This is a genomic window from Asanoa ferruginea, assembly GCF_003387075.1.
Classification (GTDB): domain Bacteria; phylum Actinomycetota; class Actinomycetes; order Mycobacteriales; family Micromonosporaceae; genus Asanoa; species Asanoa ferruginea.
The window spans coordinates 405,728-422,855 of sequence record NZ_QUMQ01000001.1; the positions used below are offsets into that span (position 1 = coordinate 405,728).

General features: G+C 69.8%; 19 protein-coding genes and 1 riboswitch. Of the genes, 6 read left to right on the plus strand and 13 right to left on the minus strand.

From position 1 onward, the window contains the following. The first annotated feature begins 10 nt into the window (after positions 1-10). Positions 11-1,420, plus strand: coding sequence for a metallophosphoesterase family protein (locus DFJ67_RS01995; RefSeq protein ID WP_116066277.1), 1,410 nt, complete (start codon positions 11-13; stop codon positions 1,418-1,420). Position 1,421: 1 nt separating this feature from the next. Here the strand turns inward: DFJ67_RS01995 and DFJ67_RS02000 are convergent, their stop codons facing one another. Next, entirely contained in the window at positions 1,422-1,709 is a 288-nt protein-coding gene (locus DFJ67_RS02000; RefSeq protein ID WP_116066278.1) for a GlsB/YeaQ/YmgE family stress response membrane protein, read from the minus strand. Beyond that, positions 1,706-2,107 carry a YidB family protein gene (locus DFJ67_RS02005; protein WP_170215716.1) on the minus strand — a complete coding sequence of 134 codons (402 nt, stop codon included), beginning with the start codon at positions 2,105-2,107 and terminating at the stop codon, positions 1,706-1,708. The genes DFJ67_RS02000 and DFJ67_RS02005 overlap by 4 nt, the downstream gene beginning before the upstream one ends. A 149-nt stretch (positions 2,108-2,256) precedes the next feature. Between DFJ67_RS02005 and DFJ67_RS02010 the strand changes: the two genes are divergently transcribed. Beyond that, a complete protein-coding gene (locus DFJ67_RS02010; protein WP_116066280.1) occupies positions 2,257-4,707 on the plus strand; it encodes a penicillin-binding protein in 2,451 nt (816 codons plus the stop codon). Between the two features lie 95 nt (positions 4,708-4,802). Here the strand turns inward: DFJ67_RS02010 and DFJ67_RS02015 are convergent, their stop codons facing one another. The 3 genes from DFJ67_RS02015 to DFJ67_RS02025 all read right to left on the minus strand — a co-directional run bounded on the left by DFJ67_RS02015 (position 4,803) and on the right by DFJ67_RS02025 (position 6,443). Beyond that, entirely contained in the window at positions 4,803-5,720 is a 918-nt protein-coding gene (locus DFJ67_RS02015; RefSeq protein WP_116075504.1) for a redoxin domain-containing protein, read from the minus strand. A gap of 248 nt (positions 5,721-5,968) precedes the next feature. After that, positions 5,969-6,175, minus strand: a complete 207-nt coding sequence (locus DFJ67_RS02020; RefSeq protein ID WP_116066281.1) for a hypothetical protein — start codon at positions 6,173-6,175, stop codon at positions 5,969-5,971. Between the two features lies 1 nt (position 6,176). Then, entirely contained in the window at positions 6,177-6,443 is a 267-nt protein-coding gene (locus DFJ67_RS02025; RefSeq protein WP_116066282.1) for a DUF6158 family protein, read from the minus strand. A gap of 99 nt (positions 6,444-6,542) precedes the next feature. On the opposite strand from DFJ67_RS02025, the gene DFJ67_RS02030 reads away from it, so the two are divergent. Together DFJ67_RS02030 and DFJ67_RS02035 are read left to right on the plus strand one after the other, a co-directional pair. Beyond that, positions 6,543-7,010, plus strand: a complete 468-nt coding sequence (locus DFJ67_RS02030; protein ID WP_116066283.1) for a hypothetical protein — start codon at positions 6,543-6,545, stop codon at positions 7,008-7,010. Between the two features lie 22 nt (positions 7,011-7,032). After that, positions 7,033-7,362 carry a DUF3817 domain-containing protein gene (locus DFJ67_RS02035; protein WP_116066284.1) on the plus strand — a complete coding sequence of 110 codons (330 nt, stop codon included), beginning with the start codon at positions 7,033-7,035 and terminating at the stop codon, positions 7,360-7,362. Here the strand turns inward: DFJ67_RS02035 and DFJ67_RS02040 are convergent. Next, the gene (locus tag DFJ67_RS02040) at positions 7,352-7,585 is read right to left on the minus strand and encodes a DUF397 domain-containing protein (RefSeq protein ID WP_342353852.1); all 234 of its coding nucleotides are present in this window, start codon (positions 7,583-7,585) and stop codon (positions 7,352-7,354) included. The genes DFJ67_RS02035 and DFJ67_RS02040 overlap by 11 nt on opposite strands. A 204-nt stretch (positions 7,586-7,789) precedes the next feature. On the opposite strand from DFJ67_RS02040, the gene DFJ67_RS02045 reads away from it, so the two are divergent. Beyond that, on the plus strand, positions 7,790-7,993 hold the full coding sequence (locus DFJ67_RS02045; RefSeq protein WP_116066285.1) for a DUF397 domain-containing protein: 204 nt from the start codon (positions 7,790-7,792) through the stop codon (positions 7,991-7,993). A gap of 171 nt (positions 7,994-8,164) precedes the next feature. Continuing rightward, the gene (locus tag DFJ67_RS02050) at positions 8,165-9,025 is read left to right on the plus strand and encodes a helix-turn-helix domain-containing protein (protein ID WP_116066286.1); all 861 of its coding nucleotides are present in this window, start codon (positions 8,165-8,167) and stop codon (positions 9,023-9,025) included. A 101-nt stretch (positions 9,026-9,126) separates the two neighbouring features. Here DFJ67_RS02050 and DFJ67_RS02055 read toward each other — a convergent pair whose 3' ends face one another. The 7 genes from DFJ67_RS02055 to DFJ67_RS02085 all read right to left on the minus strand — a co-directional run bounded on the left by DFJ67_RS02055 (position 9,127) and on the right by DFJ67_RS02085 (position 16,688). Then, entirely contained in the window at positions 9,127-9,636 is a 510-nt protein-coding gene (locus tag DFJ67_RS02055) for a DUF6232 family protein (protein ID WP_116066287.1), read from the minus strand. Positions 9,637-9,969: 333 nt separating this feature from the next. Further along, positions 9,970-11,256, minus strand: a complete 1,287-nt coding sequence (locus DFJ67_RS02060; protein WP_116066288.1) for an ABC transporter substrate-binding protein — start codon at positions 11,254-11,256, stop codon at positions 9,970-9,972. 9 nt (positions 11,257-11,265) lie between these two features. After that, positions 11,266-12,375 (minus strand): branched-chain amino acid ABC transporter permease, encoded by a 1,110-nt coding sequence (locus tag DFJ67_RS02065; protein WP_239097555.1) that lies wholly within the window; start codon positions 12,373-12,375, stop codon positions 11,266-11,268. After that, positions 12,372-13,256: a branched-chain amino acid ABC transporter permease gene (locus DFJ67_RS02070; RefSeq protein ID WP_116066289.1), complete on the minus strand. Its 885-nt coding sequence runs from the start codon at positions 13,254-13,256 to the stop codon at positions 12,372-12,374. The genes DFJ67_RS02065 and DFJ67_RS02070 overlap by 4 nt, the downstream gene beginning before the upstream one ends. After that, positions 13,253-15,112, minus strand: a complete 1,860-nt coding sequence (locus DFJ67_RS02075; RefSeq protein WP_116066290.1) for an AMP-dependent synthetase/ligase — start codon at positions 15,110-15,112, stop codon at positions 13,253-13,255. Before DFJ67_RS02075 ends, DFJ67_RS02070 begins: the two co-directional genes overlap by 4 nt. Beyond that, positions 15,109-15,885, minus strand: coding sequence for an ABC transporter ATP-binding protein (locus tag DFJ67_RS02080; protein ID WP_116066291.1), 777 nt, complete (start codon positions 15,883-15,885; stop codon positions 15,109-15,111). The genes DFJ67_RS02075 and DFJ67_RS02080 overlap by 4 nt, the downstream gene beginning before the upstream one ends. Then, positions 15,882-16,688: an ABC transporter ATP-binding protein gene (locus tag DFJ67_RS02085; RefSeq protein WP_203784300.1), complete on the minus strand. Its 807-nt coding sequence runs from the start codon at positions 16,686-16,688 to the stop codon at positions 15,882-15,884. The genes DFJ67_RS02080 and DFJ67_RS02085 overlap by 4 nt, the downstream gene beginning before the upstream one ends. 303 nt (positions 16,689-16,991) lie before the next feature. Further along, a riboswitch (cyclic di-AMP (ydaO/yuaA leader) is annotated at positions 16,992-17,128 on the plus strand.

Here is a 17,128-nt window from a genome sequence, read left to right on the forward strand (position 1 = left end):
TACTTGCGCGGTGCACAGCGAGCCTTACCTCCTCGACCCTTTCGATGACGGGGTGCACGTCATCTGGCACACCGCGGCGCCGGCGACCGGCGCGGTGCTGATCGGCGAACGGCGCGTCGAAGCGACCAGCTCCGCGCTGGTCACCCTGCATGACGATGATGGGATACGCGCGACCGTGTGGCGACACTGGTCGGAGGTGCGCGGTCTCGGGGCGAGCCGCACCCCCTACCGGATCGTCTCCGTCTTCGATGACGGCTCGACAACGGAGTCACCCACCTACACTTTGGCGCCCGCGGTGCCGGCCGGTGAGCCGGTGCGCCTGCTGCTCTCGAGCGACCACCAGATGTGGCAAAACACGCCGGCCAACCTGGCCAAGGTCGCCGAGACCGTCGGCGTCGAGCTCGACGGGGTGCTCTTCGCCGGCGACATGGTCGGCGTGCCGGAGCGGGCCGGCGACTGGTTCGACCACCCGACCGGGCGCGGCTTCTTCGCCGGGATGACCGGATGGGCCGACACGGAGATCGCCGGGCGGCGCTACCGGGGCGCGCCGCTGCTGCAACACGCCCCGCTGTTCCCGGCGATCGGCAACCACGAGGTGATGGGCCATCGGACCCGGCACCGCACGCTGAAGGCCCGGTTCGACGACCCGGCCCCGGACGCCTGGGACACCGCCACCTACGAGGAGCTGTTCCCGGTCCCCCGCGGCCCGGCCGGCCCACGTTGGTGGTCGCGGACCGTCGGCGACGTGTTCGTGGTCGCGCTGTTCGTCACCCGGGCGTGGCGCGACGAGGCCGGCACCTACGCCGAGCCACCCGAACGGCTGAGCGACCCGCAGGGCGGGCAGTTCCTCTACGAGCGGGTCGACGCGGGCTCACCGCAGCACACCTGGCTGGCCGGCGAACTGGCCTCGCCCGCCGCCCGCGCCGCCCGGTTCCGGGTCGTGCTGTTCCACCACGGCAGCCACGGGCTGGGTGCGCACTGCGTCCCGGCGTACACCGATCCGGTGAAAACGGTGTTCGACGGCGGGGTCCGCTACGCGTACCCGATCGAAGATGATGTTGTCTTTCGTGATCTTGCCCCGCTGTTCGCGGCCGCCGGCGTCGACCTGGTCCTCAACGGGCACTCGCACCTGTGGAACCGGTTCCGCGACCCGGCCGGGGTCAACTGGCTGGAGACCTCCAACGTGGGCAACTCCTACGGCGCGTTCCCGGAGCGCGGCGACCCGGGCGGGTTGACGGCGGTGCTGCCCACGGTCGCGCCGCTGCGCGACGCCGCGGGCCGGCCGATCGCCTACGTGGCCGACGACGACGTCACCGTGTTCTCGGTGCTCGACTCGGCGGCCGCGGTGGTCCGCTCCTACCGGTTCGACACGCGCGAGCCCGACGGGCCGGTCGTGCTCTTCGACGAACTACCGCTCTGACCTAGTGCCCGATCGAGTCGCGTTTCGCGGCGTCGCGGGTGGCCAGCCGGGTGAAGATCCAGATGAACAGGATCGCCAGGCCGATCTGGATGCCGTGCCGGATCCAGTCGATGCCGCGGGTCTCGCCGACGCCGAGGAAGTCGGCGATCACGCCCCCGACCAGGGCGGCGACGACGCCGATGGTGATCGTGGCCAGGGTCGAGATGTTCTGGCGGCCGGGCAGGATCAGCCGGGCCAGCACCCCGATGACCGCGCCACCGATGAGTGCCCAGAGCAGGATGCTGATCATGACGGGTGGTCCTCCCTCTGTTCGCCCCCCAGAACCTGGCTCATCGCGTCCTGGAGCGTGGTGGCGTCCGGCAGCACGCCGGACGGGCTGGCCCGATCGACCAGTTCGGGCAGCACCTCGGAGAGCTTCTCGGCGGCCTGCTCCGGCGTGATGCCGGCGTCCTTGGCCGCCGCGTCGAGGTTGGCCGCGCCGAGCGCGTCCCGGACCTGCGGCCCGGTGACCTCCCGGTTGGGTGCGATATGGATCCACGACTGGACCTGTTGCTGAAGTCCGCCCTGCTGGAGCTGGTCGAGCAGCCGGTTCAGGTCGAGCCCGTCACCGGCGCGCGCGAGCACGCTCTGCAGGAGCCGGCGTACGACATCGTTCTCGGCCAGCTTGTTGATCTGGTCCAGATCCATCCCCGCTCCATATCTGGCATTTGCCCCTTTCTTATGGAGGTTAGGCCGCGTGTCGGACCGACGGTGACCGGATTCACGCATCCCGACCCGCAACCGCGCGGGCGTTTGGCGCGTCTGGTCCAATACACGCCAAACACCCCGGGGGTCGCATGCACGCGCACGAAAACAGCCGGTTTCGCAACATCGCCACGCTGGCCGCGGTCGGTGTGCTTTCCGGAGTGATCGTTGCGGCCGCCGCCTTCCCCCTGGCGGCGGCGTCGGGTCTGATCGCGAAAGCCGGAGCGGTCTCGTTCGACGAGTTGCCGGCCAGCTTCACCGTCAAGCAGGCCCCCCAGGCCACCCAGGTGTTCGCCCGCGACGGCAAGACCCCGCTGGCCACCTTCTACGACGAGAACCGCAAGGACGTTCCGCTCTCGGCGATCGCCCCCACGGTGCCGCAGGCCCTGGTCGCGGCCGAGGACCAGGCGTTCTACCGGCACAACGGGGTCGACGTGCGGGGCCTGGCCCGGGCCGTGGTGGTCAACAAGGCGACCGGCGCGCAGCAGGGTGGCTCGACCCTGACCATGCAGCTCGTCCGGATGCTCGCCACCTACTCGGCGACCGACCCGCAGCAGGTGGTCGAGGCTACCGAGAAGAGCACCAGCCGCAAGATCAAGGAGAGCCGGCAGGCGCTCGCGCTCGACAAGGAGCTGGGCAAGCCCGGCGTCCTGGAGCGCTACCTCAACCTCGCGCCCTACGGGCACAGCACCTACGGCATCTACGCGGCGTCCACCTACTACTTCGGCAAGACCCCCGACAAGCTCAACCTGTCGGAGTCGGCGCTGCTGGCCGGCGTGATCCGGGCGCCCAGCGTGTATGACCCGATGGACGAAGGCCAGCGCAAGCAGACCCTGGAGCGGCGCGACTGGGTGCTCGACCAGATGGTCAAGACCGGTGCGATCAAGCCCGCGCAGGCCGCCGAGGCCAAGAAGGTCGAGCTGAAGTTCGTCGGCAAGTCGCCCAACAACGGCTGCACCGCGACCCGGCCCAACGACTACGGCTTCTTCTGCGACTACTTCCAGCGCTGGTGGCTCGACCAGGAGGCGTTCGGCAGCACCACCTACGACCGGGAGCGGCGCCTGCGCGGCGGCGGCTACCGGGTGGTCACCTCGCTCGACCCGGTCGTGCAGAAGGCGGCCCAGAAGAACGTGACCGACCAGCTCAGCGTCAACCACAAGGAAGCGCTGATGGTGGCCGCGGTCGAGCCGGGCACCGGGCGGGTGCGGGCGCTGGCGACCAACCGGATCTTCGGCATCGACAGCGCGTCGAAGCCGAAGAACAAGCCACACAGCAACCCGGCCGAGGCCGAGCGCGGCGTGCGCGGCACCTACCCGATCACCACCAACCCGCTGATCACCGGCGGCGGCGGGGTCAACGGCTACCAGGCCGGCTCGACGTTCAAGATGTTCGCGGCGGTGGCGGCCCTCCAGAAGGGCATGCCGCTGGCCACCGAGATCCAGGCACAGCAGGTCTACCGGTCGGGCTACTACGCGCCGCAGGGCGAGCCGGGTAGCTGCTCCGACATCCCGCGCTACTGCCCGACCAACGACAACTCGAGCATGGCTGGGCTGCACGACATGTGGAGCGCGTTCGGGGCCTCGGTCAACACCTACTTCGTGCCGCTGGAAGAGCAGGCCGGCGCCTACAACACGATCCAGGCGGCGAAGGCGCTCGGCATCCGGTTCCTGGCCCCGTCGGAGGCCGCGCACGCGGCCGACAAGGCACAGGCCGACACCTGGGGCTCGTTCACCCTCGGCGTCTCGGCGACGACGCCGCTCGACCTGGCCAACGCCTACGCGACGCTGGCGGCCGACGGATCCCACTGCGAGCCGACGCCGGTCGAGCAGATCGTCGACTCCTCCGGCGAGAAGCTCGACGTCGGCGCGCCCAACTGCAACCGCGCGGTGAGCACCGAGGTGGCCCGGGCCGCGATCGACATGGCCCGCTGCCCGGTCGGCGACCAGTCGGCGTTCGACGAGTGCAAGGGCGCGACGGCGCGGGGCGTGCACGACGTGGTCGATCATCCGGTGGCCGGCAAGACCGGCACCACCGACAGCAACCGCACCGCGTCGCTGGTGGTCACCACGACCTCGCTCGCGGTCGCCGGGATCATGGCCGACCCGGACTTCCCGGAAACGCCGGAGAGCATGGACCACAACAAGATCAACCCGGCGGTGTACGAGACGCTGGCCGACGCGATGAAGGGCAAACCCAAGGTCGACTTCCCGGCGCCGTCCCACGACACCGCCTACGGCAACCAGAAGACGATCCCGGACGTGTCCTGCGACTCGGTGGACGCGGCGCGCAACCGGCTCCAGGAGGCCGGCTTCGAGGTCAAGGTCGACTCGGTCCCGGTCCCGTCCAACTGCGCCGAGGGCACGGTCGCCTACAGCGAGCCGAGCCGCCGCAGCGTCGAGGGCGCCACGATCACCCTGAAGATCAGCGGCGGCCCGCCGCGCAACAAGCCGACGAAGGAGCCCAACCCGCCGGGCACCAACGACCGGCCCAACGGCACAGGCCCGACCGGGGACCTGCTGAATCACATCTTCCCGGGCAACTAGGGCGGGTCCGGCGGCCTTGGCCGGGCGAACCCGGCGCAAGCCAGGCCGGGCGAGCCCGGCGCAAGCCGGGCCGCCATCGGTGGCCGGGCGCGGGCCTAGCCGAACGTGAAGGCGTAGGCCTCGGCGCCGGGTTCGGTGAAGGTGATCTCCAGGATTCGTTCGCGGACCTCGCCGGGCTGGCGCACCAGTTGGTAGAGCCGCCCGTCGCGGAGCCGGCCGTGCCCGTCGGCGTCGACGTCGGCACCGGCCGCCGCACCGGGCGGCTCACCGTCGAGGAAGATCTGGAACGGCACCGGTGGCTCCTGGCCGCGCGAGAGCACAAGGTGCGCGTCGCGGGCCTGGAACCGGATCGCGATCCGCCCGCCGGCGCTGTCGAGCCGCACCGCCTCCCGGCCGATCGTCCAGTCGCCGTCGAGCGCCCACTGGTTGAAGCCCAGGAACGACGGGAACGCGTAGGAGCCGTGCGCGGCACCGTCGGCCGCGATCCCGCCGCCGCGGGCGTAGCCGAGGTAGGTCTCCGGCGTACGCAGGTTGTTCCAGTCGGCCTCGGCCTCCACGCCCTGCCCGACCACGTCGACCAGATCGCGCTTGATGCCGAGCAGTTGCTGGATGGTGCGCTCCGACTCCTCGTAACGGCCCTCGCCGAAGTGGTAGTCGCGGATCACGCCACCCTCGTCGACGAAGTAGAGCGCCGGCCAGTAGTGGTTGTCGAAGGCGGTCCAGACGTCGTAGCGGTTGTCGACCACGACCGGATAGTCGATGTCGCGATCTTTGATCGCCTGGCGGATGCCCTCGGTGCCGTGCTCGAACCCGAACTCGGGCGTGTGCACGCCGATGACGACCACCCCGTCGTCGCGGTAGGCCTGCGACCAGGCCCGCACATAGGGCTCGGTGCGCAGCCAGTTGATGCAGGTCAGCGTCCAGAAGTCGACGACGACGACGCGGCCGCGCAGGTCGTCTGGGCTAAGCGGCGGGGAGTTGAGCCACTCGGTGGCTCCATCCAGCGCTGGCATGGTGAGCACCAGGTCAGGCTAGAACGCGCCTCGATGGTTCGGGGTCATACCGAAAACACCGCCCCCGGCTCGAAAGCCAGGGGCGGCGCTTTGGCGTCGGTGTGCAGGTCGCCTCTCGGCGAGTGGCACGACGCGGCTCCAGCCGGACGGTATTCCGCGAAGGCAATTAGGTGAGGCCCGGGGACACTGGACACACCGACAGTCATTGGAACCGCGGTCCCGGCCGGATCATTCCCGGCCCGCACGGATCAATTTCCGGACCAGTCGCGCGCTTCGAGGCCGGCCCACCCGTGTGGGCTCTCCGACTCGCGCCGGTGCCGGTCGGTGCCGCTGGTGATCGCCTTGTCGACCGCGGTGTCCTGGTGCTCGACGGCGAAGTCGTCCGCGGCGCCCGAATCCGGGTCGGTGCCGTCGCCGGCCGCCCGCCCGAGCGCCTCGCGCCCGCCCGTTGTCACGTCACTCCACTCCCGCCCCGTCGCGCAGGCGGTGGGGGTCGACCTCGCGACCCGGGTGCCGGGCCAGGTATTCGGTCTCCAACTCGGCCGTCCGCCGCAGGTGGTTGGCCAGCGAAGGGTCGGAACCGTGCCGGAGCGTGTCGAGCCGGGTGCGGTGCAGGCTGTGCAGCTCGCGGATCAGGTCGTCGTCGGAGAGCTCGCTCGGGTCGACCCCGACATCCTCGCCGACGATCGAGACCTCGACGTCCACGGACTCAGATTCGGTCATGGTTCGATACTGCCCATTTCCGGCGCGAGGTAACCAAGATTCGTCCCTACTACGACGCCGCGTCGGAGTCCTCAGCAAGCGCCGGTACCCTCGTTGGACATGAGGCGTCTGGTCACCCCACCGATGCTCGCGAAGCATGTGCTGGCCGTCGTCCTGATCGGCGGTTTCCTCGCGCTGGGCTGGTGGCAGGTCGCCCGGGCTTCCGGGGGCAACGCGCTGAGCTGGGGGTACGCGTTCGAATGGCCGCTGTTCGCGGGATTCGTGGGGTTCCTCTGGTACCGCGAGATCCGTGAGGCGCTCGGGACTCCCGCCGTCGTCCAGGACCCGGCCGCCGAAGCCTCCGCCGAGCCGGTCGCCCCGCTGCCCCCGGTGCTGGGCACCCGCGCCCCCAAGCTGGGTTCCGGCTTCCGCCGCCCGGTGCTGGTGCCGCGCCGGCAGCCCGCCCCGGTTGGGCCGGCCGCCGCCGACCCGGTGCTCGACGAATACAACGACTATCTCGCCTGGCTCAACGCCAACCCGGGCGCGAAGGCCGCTCAATACCCTGGCCGCCGCCGCGGTCCCGGTTGATCAGGAAGGATCCCCCCGCACCATGCGCGCAGCCCTCACCCGATACCGGATCATCGCGTACGTCGTCGGTGTCGTGCTCGTCGTCCTCGTGGCGGTCGGCATGCCGCTCAAATACCTCGGCGACAACTCGACGGTGGTCGAGACCGTCGGCCCGGCACACGGCTTCCTCTACATGGTCTACCTGGTGGCGGTCTTCGACGTCGGCCGCCGGGCGCGCTGGCCGCTCGGGCGCATGCTGCTGGTGATGCTGGCGGGCACGATCCCGTTCGTCTCGTTCTACGCCGAGCGCAAGGTCAGCCAGTGGGCGCGGGCCCGGGCCGAATCCCCCGAGCCGGTCGCCGTCACCTCCTGACCGCGTCCCCTTTCAGGGCGGTGCACAGGGCGCGCCACGCTTCCGGGGGAAATCGCAAGACCGGGCCGCCCAGGTTCGCCCGAACGAGCACGGCATCGGCCGTAACCGCTACGTCGACACACTGGTTTGATTCGCAGTGACTGCTGCGATGCCAGGCGAGAGTCAAGCCCATCAATAGAATCTCGCATACGAAGGTCACGCTGCGAAGAGTGACCGTCACCATGAGCGCGATCACTCACGGTGATTCACCTTTCATCTCAAGTGACCTTCATTCCAATGGGCAAAGAATTCGCGGCATCTGGGCGCTTCGGCTTCCATAGTGGACGCTCGAACGCTAAGTTCCTATCCTGGCGCGGCCCTCTGTGGCAACCCCACATGCCGCGCTCTTTTGGTGCGTTAAACAAGCCCCGAGCCTGCGGAGATCCTGATGTCCGACAGCAAGACAACCATGCCCGTTTTCCGGCGTAGCTCACGCTGCGAAGCGGTCAACTGCGCCGAAGTCGCTACGGTCGGTAACGGCGCGATCCTGCGCAACTCCACCGTGCCGGACCAGCGGCTGTCCTTCGACGCCGCCGCCTGGCGCGGCTTCATCGCCGGTGTGGCCGCCGGCGAATTCGACCTTCCGCGCTGACGTACTCCACTAAATCGGCACGCCGGCCACTCAAGCCGGCGTGCCGCACATATATACGTAGATGGCCGAAGGTCGATCGATAGGTGTACTCTTAGGCAACGTGCAACCTGGCTAATCGCAATGTGCCACATGGCCAGTTTGAGATGACATCTCCTCGACCCGGAGGCGGGCGTGACGACGGTCCAGGGGCCCACCGCCAGCCGGCGCCGACTGCGCACGGCATTGCGGGCGGCCCGGGAAAAAGCCGAACTGACCCAGGAATTCGTCGCTGAGGCGATGGACTGGTCGCTGAGCAAGCTGATCCGCATCGAAACGGGCCGGGTCAGCGTGTCCACAAACGACGTGCGCGCGTTGCTGCACCTCTACCGCATCGACGGCACCCCCGAGGCCGAAGAGCTGATCGTGCTCGCCCGGGTGGCCCGCCAGAAACCGTGGTGGCAAGACTCCCGCGCCGCTATCCCGGCGCACTACGCCCAATACATCGGCCTCGAGGCCGAGGCCTCCGCGATGCGCTGCTTCCAGTCCAGTGTGGTCCCCGGCCTCGCGCAGACCCGGGCCTACGCGCGCGCCGTGGTCACCAACCGCACCCCCGGCCAGATCCGCCCCGAGGAGCTCGAGACCCGGGTCGACGTCCGGATGCGCCGCAAGAACGAGATCCTCGGCCGCGACGAGCCACCCGAGTTCGACATCATCCTCGACGAGGCCGTCCTGCGCCGCGCGATCGGCGGCGCCGACGTCCACCGCGAGCAGCTCGAGCATCTCGTCTCGCTGGCCGCGGCCCCGACGATCACGATCCAGGTGGTCCCGTTCTCGGCCGGCGCGATGACCGCGGCCGGCTCGTTCGTCATCCTCCAGTTCACCGACGAGGCCGACGGCGACGTGGTCTACCTGGAGAGCGCGCTGCTGGAAAACTTCATCGAGCGTCCGATGGAGACCGCGCCCTACCACTCCGAGTTCAAGTGGCTCAGCTCGATCGCGCTCTCCCCCAACGACTCGCTCTCGTTCATCGAGAAGGTGGCCGGCGAGCTCTAAGCCCCGGGCATAAAGAGGGTCGCCGGCGAACTTCTAGGGAAATTCGCCGGCGACCCGCGCCCGCCCGCCGTGCGAGCGCTCTATCCGGAAAGTCTGCCTGCCTACCAGGGGTAGAGGTTGGCGGAGAACACGTTGGACACCGGTGAGCTCATGCCACCCATCCGGTCGGCCTCCTGGGCCCGCAGCAGTGCCCGGGTCACCTGGCCATATTCACGTTCTTCGTCGGAGCTGAAGAGCAGCACCGTCATGCCGCGATAGTCGCCCCAGAGCTCGTAGGCGCGGGGGCGCAACCGGTGGCCGAAGGAGACCAGCGCGATCGGCACGAACGCCGCCGCGCCCAGCAGCAGGAACACCGTCGGGCTGAGCAGGGCGCCGCTGAAGCTCAGCGCGACGCCGACGCTGCCCAGGACCGCGCCGGTGACCAGCACCGAGCGCATGGTCAGGCGGTCGTGCGGGCCCCGCGCGGTGCGCAGGTTGGACAGGTCGCGAACCGGGAAGCGCCGCCCAGCCACCACGAACGCCTCGCTGGTGACGAGGATGCCGGGCTGCCGGTAGAGCGGTGTCGGCGGTGGGCTGGCCGAGGTGATGGGTTGCGGGCGGGTTGCGTTCACGGGGTGCCTCCAGCAGCTCCGTGGTGCCGGGCTGTGTGACGTGCCGTTCCCGATCGGCCTTCAAGCGAAGACGAAGGCAGGTCGCGTTGATCCGCGGAGAGCCCCTGCTATGAGCGGCGGAAAGCTCTACCGCCATTGTGCGAAACGCAAGCTAGTTGAGGGAAGTGCCGCAATCGGCCACCTGGCACATCGGGATGCGGCCGGCGGCGGTGTAGCCGGGTGTTTACCCAGGTTGAGGGCGGTATGACCCCTCACTCCCGTGGGCGGGACCCGGAAATTGCGACAAAGCGGCCGCCGCGTCCGGGGGACGCGACGGCCGCCTGGGTCGAGCCGTCAGAGCTGGTCGAAGCACGGCTTGTCGAGCGTGAAGCTCTTCGCGGTCGGGCCCTCGAAGAGCTCCTTCACCCGGGTGACACCGGTCGGCGCCGCGGCGTCCACCTTGGAGATCTGCGTCTGCCGGAACGTGCTCTCGTTGGGTCCGCCGGCGTAGTTGCCGGCACCGGTCGGCAGCATGCCCTCGTAGTCGACCGAGGTGAGCTGCTTGACCGCGGCCACCAGCCCGGCCCGGGTCAGGTCGTTGTTGGCGGCCGCCTTCTCCAGCGCGGCCTTCATCGGGTAGGACCAGACCCAGCCGGACGTGTAACCGTCGGACGGGGTCTTGCCGGGCAGCGCGTCGCGCATCGCCTTGTGCCCCGGGGAGTCCGTGCCCCAGGAGCCCCACGGCCCGCTCTGCTCGTAGAGGGCGGTCAGCGCCGGGCCGGCCGGGCTCTGCAGCAGCGCCGGGTTCCAGGTCGGGCTGGTGCCGATGAACCGGCCCTTGAAGCCGCGCGCCGCCGAGCCACCGATCACCGCGGCCGCGTCGGCCGGGCCGGTGGTCAGGATGACCACGTCGGGCTGCCCACTGAGGATCGCCCCGATCGCGCCGGCCTGCTTGTCGGTGCCGGAGTCGGTCTTCACGTCGCTGAACTGGAAGCCCAGCTTCTCCGAGGCGAGCTTCGCACCGGCCGCGGCGTCGTCGCCGTAGTCGCCGGCCAGGTGCACCGCCATGACCTTCTTCGGCTGGTAGACCTCGTTGGCGTAGTCGAGCGCGTTCATCGACTCGATGCAGTAGTTGGCGCCGGACTCGATGATCACGTCCTCGAACGCGTACGCCGAGGTCCACGCCGCCGGTGCGCCGACCACGTTGGACGACTTCATGTCGGGCAGGATCGCCGCGGTGGTCGGCGAGCCGAGGGTCTGCGCCAAGGCCAGGACGTTGGGCTTGATCTCCTGGTAGACCTGGTTCTGCACCTGCGGGTTGTATTTGTTGTCGCGGATGTATTTGGTGACGTCGACCTCGTAGTCACCGATCCCGCCGCTCTCGTTGACGCGCTTCCAGAACGCCTTCTGGGCGTCGGTGATCGGCACCGCCAGCGCCCGGAACGGGCCCTCGGTGAGGTCGGAGATGATGCCGAGATAGATGCAGCCCTTGTCTTGGCTGACCGCCTGCGGGCAGGGTTCGGCGGTCACCCCGACGTCGGTCTTGACGCCGGACTCCCCGGTCTCCGTGTCGCCACCGCGGCAGCCGCTGAGGGCGACGGCGAGGAGAACGACAACGGCACCGGATGCCAGTCGCTTCATGCGCACCTCTTAGTAGGAGAAGGGCCAGGACTTCCAGTAGTTGCGCGCACGGACCCACAGGCCGAAGAGGCCGCGCGGTTCGAAGATCAGGAACACGATGATCAGGACGCCGTAGAGGATCGACTCGACCTGGAGCACATTGGGCACCTCGTTGGCGTCGGTGCTGATGAACGGGAGGAACGTCTGCAGCTCCCGGATGAGCCGGGGCAGCAGGGTGATGAAGAACGCTCCCGCGATCGCACCGGAGATGGTGCCGGCACCGCCGATCAGCACCATCGCGATGTATTGCACCGACAGCAGCAGGCTGAACGAGCTCGGGTCGATGAACCCGCTCACGGTGAACAGCAGCGCGCCCGCGCAGCCGGCGTAGAAGGACGAGACCGCGAACGCGATCGTCTTGTAGCGGGCCAGGTTGACGCCGATCACGCCGGCCGCGATGTCCCGGTCGCGGATCGCCGTGAACGCCCGGCCGACCTTCGACCGGGCCAGGTTGCGGGCCGCCAGCGCGAACAGCACGAGCAGCCCGGCCATCACCCAGTAGAGCTTCTGGTCGCGGGTCGCCGAGGCGGTCGTGGTGCCGAGCGGGTAGCCGAACAGCTCCAGCGTCGGTGCGGGCCGCCCGACGCCGACGCCACCGGTCACGGTGGACCACTCGTTGAAGATGTGCTGGCCGATGAAGACCAGACCGAGCGTGACGATCGCCAGGTAGAGGCCGCGCAGCCGGGTGGCCAGCGGCGCGACGACGACCCCGGCCAGCCCGGCGACCAGGCCCGCGGCCGGCAGCCAGACCAGGATGTTGGTGACGCCCAGCCCGAGGGTGCGGCCGTCCGGGTCGCCGCTGATCACCGACGCGGTGTAGGCGCCGATGCCGAGGAAGAAGGCGTGCCCGAGGGAGACCTGACCGGCGTACCCGGTGACCAGACCGAGCCCGATCGCCCCGATCGCCGCGATGCAGCAGGTCGCGAGAAGCTGGAGCTCGGCATCGGCCAGCAGGAACGGCAGGACCGCGGTCACCGCGAGCAGCACCCCGAACGCCACCTTGCGGGTCGTGGTCGGGAACAGACCCATTTCCTGTGGGTACGAGGTGAACAGCAGCGGCCTCCCGCGCAGGACCGTCATACCCGTTCCACCTCCCGGGTGCCGAACAGCCCGTAGGGGCGCACGAGCAGGACGAGCAGCATCAGCACGTACGGCGTGATCACCGAGACGTTGCCGCCCAGCCACGGCGCGTGGTTCTGGTAGGTGGCGACCAGTTCCTGCGCGACGCCGACGCCGAGCCCGCCGAGCACGGCGCCCGGCAGCGAGTCGAGGCCGCCCAGGATGATCACCGGGAGGGCGACCAGCGCGGTGAGCCAGAGGGTGCCGTCGAAGCTGGCGCCGGCGGTGGCGAACGTGCCGCCGACCGCGGCCAGCGCGCCGGCCAGCGCCCAGCTCAGCGCGAACACCGCGCCGACCGAGATGCCCTGCGCGAGCGCCGCTTCCTGGTCGTCGGCGGCGGCCCGCATCGCCAGGCCCATCCGGGTGAACCGGAAGAATGCGAACAGCGCGGCCACCAGCACGGCGGTGGCCAGGAACGCGGCGACGTGCCGCTGCTCGACCCGCAGCGCGCCGAGCTGCCAGCTCCGCAGGCCCCACGGGTCGTGCACCGTGCGCACGTCGAGGCCGATGAAGATGTTGACGACGACCCGGATCGCGACGTCGACGCCGAGCGTGATGATCGCGACGACGAACGCCGGGCGGCCGACCATCGGGCGGACCGCGCCGCGCTCGATGCCGAGCCCGAGCAATGCCGTCAGCAGCGCGGCGAGCGGCAGTGCGACCCAGAAGCCGAGCGGGCCGGCCAGGTGGCTGACCAGCACGACACCGGCGAGCATCAGGGCCGGCTGGGCGAAGCTGATCACCCGGGTCGCCTTGTAGATGATCACGAAGCCGAGCGCGAGTAGCGCGTACACGCTGCCGACGCCGAGCCCCCGCAGCACGCCCTCCAGAAAAAGGATCATGCGTTGGTCCGGGCGTAGATGTCGTCGACCAGGTCGGCGAACAGGTCGGCGACCGCGGAGCGGCGGACCTTCTGGGTCGCGGTCAGCTCGCCGTCTTCGTGGTCGAGTTCCTTGGGCAGCATCCGGAACACCCGCACCTGCTCGACCGGCGCGTGCCGCGCGTTGACCCCGTCGACGACCGACTGGACCAGCGCGCGGACCTCGTCCTTGTGGGACAGGTCGCGGTAGGTGGTGTAGCCGAGGCCGCGGCGCTGCGCCCACTCACCGACGGTGTCCCACTCGATGCCGATCAGCGCCGCCAGGAACGGCCTGCGGTCGCCGAGCAGGATCGCCTCTTTGATGTAGGGCGACGCCTTCAGCGCGTTCTCGATCTCGCTCGGCGCGATGTTCTTGCCGCCCGACGTGATCATGATGTCCTTGGCCCGGTCAGTGATCCGCAGGTGCCGCTCGGTCTCCCACTCGCCCACGTCGCCGGTGCGCAGCCAGCCGTCGGCGGTCTTCGCCTTCGCCGTGGCCGCGGGATCCCGGTAGTAGCCGACGAACACACCGACGTGCCGGAGCTCGATCTCGCCGGTGGCCGGGTCGAGGCGGATCTCGACGTCGTCTTCCGGCTCGCCGACCGTGCCGAGCTTGACCCGGTGCGGCCGGTTGCCGGTCGCGATCGCCGAGCTCTCGGTCATCCCGTAGACCTCGTACATCGGGACGCCGATGCCCATGAAGAAGCGCAGCACGTCGGGCGCGATCGGGGCGGCACCGGAGGCGGCGAAGCGGACCCGGCCGATGCCGACCCGTTCGCGCAGGGCGCGGAAACAGAAGAGCCAACCGATGGCGTACGCGAGCCGGGTGCCGACGGTGTGCGTGCCGCCGGTGCGGACCAGCGTCGCGCCGATCCGGTCGGCGACCTTCAGCCAGAGGCGCGCGTTGAGCCGTTTGACCGGCGAGGCGTTGGCCAGCCGGATGGTCACCGTGGCGAGGATCTTCTCCCAGATCCGCGGCACGCCGAACAGGATCGTCGGCTGCACCTCGCGCAGGTTGGCCTGCACCGTGGCGATCGACTCGGCGAAGTTGACCTGGATTCCGGCGCCGGCGTTGAACCAGATCGTGAAGATCCGCTCGGCGACGTGGCACAGCGGCAGGTAGGACACCAGCAGGTCGCGCGGGCCCGGCGGGGCGCCGGAGAAGCCCCGGCCGCGGCTGATCGTGCGGACCGCGAAGTCGACGTTGGCGACCGAGAGCATCGCGCCCTTGGGCGGCCCGGTCGTTCCCGAGGTGTAGATCAGCGTCGCGATGTCGTCGGGCGTCGCGGTGGCCATCACGTCGGCGACCGCGTCGGGATGAGCCGCGCGGTGCTCCCGGCCGAGCGTCAGCAGGTCGTCCCAACTCAGCAGCGCCGGGTGGTCGTAGCGGTGCCGGATGCCGCGCGGCTCCAGGTAGATCACCCGTTGCAGGCTCGTGCCGCCGATCACCTCGAGCGCCTTGTCGACCTGCTCCTGGTCTTCGGCGATCAGCACCCGGGCGCCGGAGTGGGCGAGCAGGTAGCCGACCTCGGGCGCCGGGTTGGTCGGGTAGAGGCCGACGGTCATCGCCCGGACCGCGACGGTGGCGACGTCGGTGAAGAGCCACTCGGGCCGGTTGTCGGCGTGCACCGCGACCCGGTCGCCGGGCTCGACGCCGAGGGCGAGCAACCCGTGCGCCACGGTCAGCGCCTGCTCCCAATAGTCGGACCAGGTGAACTGCCGCCAGATGCCGTGGTGCTTCTCGCGCATCGCCACGCCGCCGGGCTCCCGCGCGGCCCGGTCACGGATCCGCGACGCGATCGTGGTCACGGTGTCGGTGCGGGCCGGCGCCAGCGTCATGCCCGTTCCACCTCCCCCAGGTAGGCGCGGATCACGTCGGGGTCGTGCTGGATCTCGGCCGGGACGCCGGTCGCGACCGGTCGGCCGAAGTCGACCACCATCACCCGGTCGGCCAGGTCCATCACCAGGCCCATGTCGTGCTCGACCAGGACGATCGGGATGTCGAGCTCGTCGCGGATGTCGAGGATGTAGCGGGCCATGTCTTCGGTCTCCTCGACGTTCATGCCGCCGACCGGCTCGTCGAGCAGGAGCAGCTTGGGCTCCATGGCCAGGGCCCGGCCGAGCTCGACCCGCTTCTGCACCCCGAAGGGCAGCAGGCCGACCGGCAGCCGGCGCCACTGCTCGAGCTCGAGGAAGTCGATGATGTCCTCGACCCGCTCGCGCGCCGCGACCTCGGCCCGGCGGGCCCTACCGAGCCAGGCCAGGGCGGCGAGCGTCCCGTACCCGATGTGGTGGTGTCGTCCGAGCATCAGGTTGTCGAGAACGGTGAGGTTGGCGAACAGCTCGACGTTCTGGAAGGTGCGGGCCATGCCCCGGGCGGCGATCTGGTGCGGGCGGCGGCCGACCAGGTCGGCGCCGTCGAAAAGGACCCGGCCGCTCTGCGGGCGGTAGACGCCGGAGAGCACGTTGAAGATCGAGGTCTTGCCGGCGCCGTTGGGCCCGATGATGGCGAACAGCTCGCGCGCGCCGACGGTGAAGCTGATCCCGTCGATCGCGCGTACGCCGGCGAAGCTGAGCCGCACGTCGTCGAAGACCAAAATGTCTTCGCTCATGACAACCACCGCTTGCGCCGCTTGTAGTGCTTGACGTCGCGGAACGAGCGGCGGGCGGACGTGTCGGCGGCGCCGAGGCCGAGATAGAACTCGCGCACGTCGTCGTCGGCGAGCAGCCGGTCGGCGGGCTTGTCGAGGACCACCTTGCCGGTCTCCAGCACATAGCCGTGGCTGGCGATCGACAGGGCCATCGCCGCGTTCTGCTCGACCAGCAGCACCGCCGTGCCCAGTTTGTTGATCTCGACGATGATCTCCCGGACCTGGTCGACCAGGCGCGGCGCGAGGCCCAGGCTCGGCTCGTCGAGCAGCAGGTAGCGGGGCCGGGCCATCAGCGCGCGACCCATCGCGAGCATCTGCTGCTCGCCACCGGACAAGTAGCCGGCCAGCTTCCGCCGGCGCTCCTTGAGCACCGGAAAGAGGCCGTAGACGTGGTCGAGCCGCTCGCCGATCGCGCCGGCGTTGGTGTGGCCGCCGACCCGCAGGTTGTCGTCGACGCTCAGCTCGCCGAAGATCCGCCGGCCCTCCATCACCTGGCTGATACCGCGGCGCACGATCGCGGCCGGGCGCAGCCCGTGGATGGGCTGGCCGTCGAGGGTGACCGAGCCCTTGGTCACCGCACCGTCGTGCACGTCGAGCAGCCCGGTCAGGGCCCGCAGCAGTGTCGTCTTGCCCGCTCCGTTGGCGCCGAGCAGGGCGACGACGGCGCCGCTCGGGAGGTCGAGCGAGACACCGCGTAACACCAGCATCACGTCGTCGTAGACGACCTCGAGATTTCGGACTTGCAGCACCGGCGCCCCGCTCATGCGTTGGTGTGGCGTAGGTCACAAGGTGCAGACATTTAACTACGTCGTCACCGTGCGTCGCTAGGGTCGAGCGCGCGATGTTTGCACTGCCAATGAAGTTTCTTTGCCCGTCAGCGTGAGGTGTCCCGCTTTCGGCGAGGATCATTCAGCCGATAGGGCGCACTTCGCCCCTGCGGCGCTTTGTGCAGGTGGGGCGCGGGGTTACGGTGAGGCGCCGGTGTGGTCCTCCGCCATCCCCCCGGATGGCACCGCGCCGGTGCCGCCGAATCGCCGGCCCGCGCCGCGCCCGTCCCCCGGGCGCTCTGACGACCCGGGCCATGACGGCGAATCGGGGACCCAACCGAGCACTGGGGTGAATCCGCGCTCTGTTTCGCGCGCGGTAGGGCGTCCTTCCCGCCCGAACCCGACAGCTAACCCGGTAGGCGGCTGCGGAAGAAGGG